Consider the following 4,027-nt stretch of genomic DNA (forward strand, 5'->3'; position numbering starts at 1 on the left):
ATATTATTATTATTATCGGAATTATCGGGGGAAAAATTATTAGCATGATCAATATTATCCAGATCAAGATCCAGATCTAGATCAAGATCAAGATTTAAAACATATATGTCCTGATAACCTTGACGCCAAGCAGAAAAAGCTATTCTATCTCCTTGGGGAGACCAGGAGGGTTGATATATTTGAGTACCATCTCGAAAATTGGTTAGATAGACTATATTTTCTTTATTGATAAGTAGATCTGTGGTCCGGTCTTCATTAATAGATGAGGTTTGCGAAGAAGCTAAATTAATTAGAGCTAAATTATTAGTTCCGGATTGATTAATTACTGCTACTATTTGAGGATTTACCTTTTTCCCGGAGTTCGCAGGCAACCAGCTGGGATCGCGAGCCCTTAGTCCTTTGGAAAGACGGACCTCTTTTTCTGTTTTTAAATCGAATAAATAAAGGTCATAAAAATCATAAAATCGCTCATAGTTATCTAATTTTGCAAAAATTATTTTAGAACCGTCAGCAGATATATCAAAAGAAGAATCCCGGCCGTAAGTTCTTTTAATCAAAGATTGATTTTTAATGGTTGAATCAGTTAATGGTGGGGCAAGAGAGCTCAATAATGGATCGATTATTTGAATAAACGGATAGGAATGAGGCGTAGAAACCCTAACTACTATTTGATCTCCTACCGGAGTGGAAAGCCAGCGGGGATAATCTACCCAATAATGATATTCAGTTAATTGCCGAGAGGGAGTAAGATTTTTTTGAGAGAGAATTTTTTGTTTCTGGAGTTGATATTTTTCTTTTAAATTATCTTTCCAGATTTGATAAAATTCTTCCAGGTCTATGCCTATCACTTTTTTTAAAGCATAATTAAATCCTAAATAAGGATATTCACAGAAAACTTCGCTCAGTTCTATAACCTTGTCTTCTCCGTATTTTTGAGCAATAAAATGAACCAGAGATTGTCCATAGATATAGGGTGCAGTACCGTCAGGCCAAGTGGTAAGGTAGTAACCGTTTATCTGATCTAGGGTGTTGAATTGGTCTTCCAGAGCTGCCATGCGAAGATACATATCGTAACGAGAATCAATGCCTCTTCCTCCCGTGGTAAATTTTGTTTCATGGTAAACTGCCAATCCTTCAGTTGACCAGATGGGTTGCAGGGCATTGGGAGTAAGTATTTGTCCAAATAAGGCGCGTAAAGCAGTAGTTGGACCGGAGGTCATCTCGAAATGAGCAAGGTGGGTGTATTCATGAGTGATTACCATTTTAAGCCAACTTTTAAATTTCATATCGAAGGATTTGGCTGTGGAGGTGGTTAGGGAAAGGCGGATCACTCGATGAGGAAAAGAAGTAGCAAAACCCAGGGCGTAATCTGAAAAATCTTCCATAATTATGGCTATCTTTTGAAGGTGTTGATGCATATCTGGCGAACCAAGTTGAGCATTAATCTGATGGTAAGTTTCCTCAGCAATATCAGCTACCTGTTGTGCTAATTTTTCATTATTGTAGTTATTGTAATTAAAAGCCTCTCCTTTTTCTTCATTGTTTTGCCATTTAGAAAAATAAACTGAAAAATGAGGACTCTCTAAAACTTGCCAATTCAAGCTGGGGTCATAACGAACAGCCCCCACCACCATTGTAGCGTAAAGAATAAATAGCGAAGTTATAAAAATAAAAAAAACAATTTTTTTTCTCATATGCCCGTAAGGTAAACTTTGGTGCCAGGCACTAAAGTTTACCTTTTATGATAATATTCGAGATTTTATAATTTCTAACCAAAAAGAATAGATGGAATCGGTTGCTAAATTTTTTTCTGTTTTTTTACCTATTTTAATTACAGCTTGTTTACTAAGGTTTAGAAAATTGGATATTTCCTTTATTCTATAACCCTTTTTTACTAATAAATAAACTAGTAAATTTCTTAAATTTTTATTTGTTTTTATATCTCCAAATTGTAAATTTATTTTATCTATTATGTTGTCTATATTTTTTGGAAATCTGCTTTTTGATTGAGATATTTCCTGAAGGGATTCTTCTATGTCTTTTTTACCCATACTTTCTTTCACAAAATGGACAAATCCGTATGCGTTCGTATTGCAAAATTTTAAAAATTCTTCAACTTTCAACCAAGCAGGAGGAGAATTATTTGGTAGATGTGAAGGATGTGAAGGAGAAGGTGAAGACGCCGACGAAAAATATCTAAAGCTACTCCATCTATATTCTTCAGGAGAATTTACTATTTCTGCCTCTACCGGGTTTAGGCTAATATAAGAAGCTACATTGTATAAGTAAAGAGGACTTAAGATAAGATGACTCTTATAGCGATCTTGGAATAAATGACCTTTCCGGATATGCTTATAATTAAACCAGTGGGCATAAGAAGAATTTAAAAACTGCATGGCTTGAGAGAGATTCGCTTCTTCAGTCCTTAAAAGAAGGTGGAAGTGAGTATCCATTAGAACATAGGAAAATAGGATAACTCTATGAATATTAATCATTTTTTGTAAAAATTGTAGAAATTTATTTCTATCACCATCATCAGCAAAAATGTTAATTCCTTCTAAGCCTTTAACAATGATATGATAGATAGCATTTTTATCTTCTATATCTGTTCTATTTCGTCTTGCCATAATGCGATTATTATATCTTTTTTAAATATTTAATTCAAGGGGATAAGGATAAAAAGGTAAACTTTAGTGCCTGGCACTAAAGTTTACCTTTTATACACAAGAAAAGTTTTATTGGATTTTTTCAAAAAATAAGTTATAATCAATTTTAGTTATTTATCTTAAAGGAAAGTTGGAGAGAATGGCGCTAAAACAAGTGAATATAAAGACTAATACTACAACCAGGGCAAAGAAAATAAAAAAGAGTGATTTATGGTTTTACAGTATCATTATCATATTATTGTTAACCATGTTTTTATGGTACATCAGGCAAATGGGATACCTGCCCTTGTGGATAGATAAGCAACCTTCGAACCAGGTTGCAGAAATAGACTCTGCAACCAGAGAAAGAAGGGCAGCATTTAAAATTATAAATGCCCACGAGCATGTACAATCCTTCAGTAATATTCCTCTTCTGCTTAAAGTGATGGAAGATTGCCAAGTAGAAAAAATGATTCTCCTGGGAACCTCAAAATATACTTTTTACCTAAATCCTAAGTATGGATTTAGTGAATATGATAAGAACAATGAGGAAATAATAAATATAAGTAAGCAGTACCCCGATAAATTTATAGCATTATGTACTATTGATCCTCGCGATGAAAATAAATTGGAAAAATTAAAGAAATTTATGGCTGCGGGAGCTAAAGGTTTAAAATTATATAATGGTCATGGTTATTTCTATGATAATTTCTTTCATTTACCCTTAGATGATCCGGGGATGATGGAGATATATCAATACTGCCAAGAGAAGGGGATACCCATCCTTTATCATATAAATAGTAGTCGTTTTTTGAGCCAAATGGAAAATATTTTACAAGCCTTCCCTGATTTAGTGGTTATTGCCCCTCATTTTATTTTAACTTCCAGAAATCTTAACCTCTTAACCAGACTTCTTGATACGTACCCCAATCTATATACCGATGTAAGTTTTGGCCATCCCGATTTTCAAGTTGCGGGATTTGATAGGATTTCTTATAATGCTGCAGCTTTCAGGGAATTTATGCAGAAATATCGTGATCGGGTAAACTTTGGAACTGACATAGTGATTACCTCTTATCGGGCGAAAAGTATGAACTATATTGAAGATGTTACATTGAGTTATTTTGATATGCTGGAAAAGGAGGAGTTTACTCTACCGGATTCGGTTTATCAGAAGATGAGTAAAAAAGCCCGAGAGCAGGCCGATCCTAACAAGATATATAATGGTCTTAATCTCGATGATGAAACTTTAAGAATGATTTATCATGATAATGCGGAAAGGATTTTCGGAAAATAAAATAAAAAAAATGAATAAAATAAAAACTTAAAATAAATCAAATCAGTCAGAACCATCAACACCATCAGTACTATCAGTACTATCA

At 33.8% G+C, this 4,027-nt stretch carries 3 protein-coding genes; 1 reads left to right on the top strand and 2 read right to left on the bottom strand.

From position 1 onward, the window contains the following. On the bottom strand, window positions 1–1,694 hold a 1,694-nt coding region (locus tag ENO17_08155), incomplete at its 3' end, for a hypothetical protein (GenBank protein ID HER25004.1). A 45-nt stretch (window positions 1,695–1,739) separates the two neighbouring features. Beyond that, a complete protein-coding gene (locus tag ENO17_08160; protein ID HER25005.1) occupies window positions 1,740–2,627 on the bottom strand; it encodes a hypothetical protein in 888 nt (295 codons plus the stop codon). Between the two features lie 178 nt (window positions 2,628–2,805). Between ENO17_08160 and ENO17_08165 the strand changes: the two genes are divergently transcribed. Then, on the top strand, window positions 2,806–3,942 hold the full coding sequence (locus ENO17_08165) for a hypothetical protein (protein ID HER25006.1): 1,137 nt from the start codon (window positions 2,806–2,808) through the stop codon (window positions 3,940–3,942). Window positions 3,943–4,027 lie beyond the last annotated feature (85 nt).

This window comes from Candidatus Atribacteria bacterium, assembly GCA_011056645.1.
Classification (GTDB): domain Bacteria; phylum Atribacterota; class Phoenicimicrobiia; order Phoenicimicrobiales; family Phoenicimicrobiaceae; genus Sediminicultor; species Sediminicultor quartus.

What these genes read in the sequence shown, in the direction of transcription:
- ENO17_08160 (HER25005.1), bottom strand. Translation starts at nt 2,627, where the DNA reads ATGGCAAGACGAAATAGAACAGATATAGAAGATAAAAATGCTATCTAT.
- ENO17_08165 (HER25006.1), top strand. Translation starts at nt 2,806, where the DNA reads ATGGCGCTAAAACAAGTGAATATAAAGACTAATACTACAACCAGGGCA.